At 61.9% G+C, this 1077-nt stretch carries 2 protein-coding genes; one reads left to right on the forward strand and one right to left on the reverse strand.

Annotation, left to right across the window (positions count from 1 at the left end):
• Nucleotides 1-265: 265 nt before the first annotated feature.
• Nucleotides 266-547 carry a hypothetical protein gene (locus AC0L3N_RS32200; RefSeq protein WP_473551613.1) on the reverse strand — a complete coding sequence of 94 codons (282 nt, stop codon included), beginning with the start codon at nt 545-547 and terminating at the stop codon, nt 266-268.
• A gap of 115 nt (nt 548-662) precedes the next feature.
• Here AC0L3N_RS32200 and AC0L3N_RS32205 point away from each other — a divergent pair, with 115 nt between their 5' ends.
• The gene (locus tag AC0L3N_RS32205) at nt 663-893 is read left to right on the forward strand and encodes a helix-turn-helix domain-containing protein (RefSeq protein ID WP_473551614.1); all 231 of its coding nucleotides are present in this window, start codon (nt 663-665) and stop codon (nt 891-893) included.
• Nucleotides 894-1077 lie beyond the last annotated feature (184 nt).

Genomic DNA, 1077 nt, shown 5'->3' on the forward strand with positions numbered 1-1077 from the left:
GAATCGGTGATCGCAACGTCACCAGCGTGCCATGGCCGCCCCTCGCCTCAGAGTAAGGGCTGTTCTCTCTCCAGAGCGGATCGCTCGCGGACCTTCACATCGCGAGATCGCCGAAATGCTGATCGGGGGAAGGCGCGTCCACCCGATTGGACGGATCCTGGCGATCACCTCCGCGACCGCATCCGGCGCGTCTCTCCGGCCGTGCGCTCAGGAATGGGGCTATCGTGAGTTCCTTGCCTGAAAACGTGACAGTTCCAGCCGTGCGTCAGCCGCCGAACAGTTCCTTGTAGCCGGTCGTCACCATCCAGTTCGCCCGGTCGATATGGCTGCGAACAGCCTTGCTTGCGCGCACCGGTTCAAGGACGGGGTCGATGCCGAGAATGAGTTTGGCCATTTCCTCTATGCTGGCAGTGTCGGCGCAGGCGTCGAGAATGCGCAGGTAAATGGTGGAATGCTGCCTGTCGTAGCTCGTGATGCTGTCTGACCAGGGGACTTCGTCGCGCAGTGTTGAGCTTTGAGTCCCATCTGTTCCCGTTGATCGATTCATATCTGCCGCGAACCTCGCATGTTGATCCTGGATTCGAGACATAATATCCCAAAATGGGATAATCCGGAACCGGGATTATTGGCTGAGCCGGTCTTTACCTGACCGGTTCGCCTACATGCCCAAATCACTTCGATCTCCCCGCCACCAGCGGTTTCTGGCCCAGCTGGTATCGCTGCGCAAGGCAAAAGGCATGACCCAGGCGCAGGTGGCTGAGAAGCTTGGCCGGCCGCAATCCTTCGTGGCCAAGTATGAGGGTGGAGAGCGGCGTCTCGATGTCATTGAGTTTCTCGACGTAACTGCGGTGCTTGACGCTGACGCGTGCGAGATTCTGTCCAGCCTGCGGTAAGAGCTGGCGCCGGCCGCCTCGCGGCGCGCGCCGGCTGCCGGCTGACCAGCCGGCTTTTCTTAGGCAAGCTCAGGCGTCTTAGCCATTCGGCTCCCGCCTAGCGCGGGGCGTCAGCCCCCCGCCGCGCGTGTGTGTTGGGCCGTTTACGGCGGCGCCGCGTAGGCGGCGATCCGTCTAGCCCCCC

Source organism: Mesorhizobium sp. WSM4807 (assembly GCF_055811615.1).

What these genes read in the sequence shown, in the direction of transcription:
- AC0L3N_RS32205 (WP_473551614.1), top strand. Translation starts at nt 663, where the DNA reads ATGCCCAAATCACTTCGATCTCCCCGCCACCAGCGGTTTCTGGCCCAG.
- AC0L3N_RS32200 (WP_473551613.1), bottom strand. Translation starts at nt 547, where the DNA reads ATGAATCGATCAACGGGAACAGATGGGACTCAAAGCTCAACACTGCGC.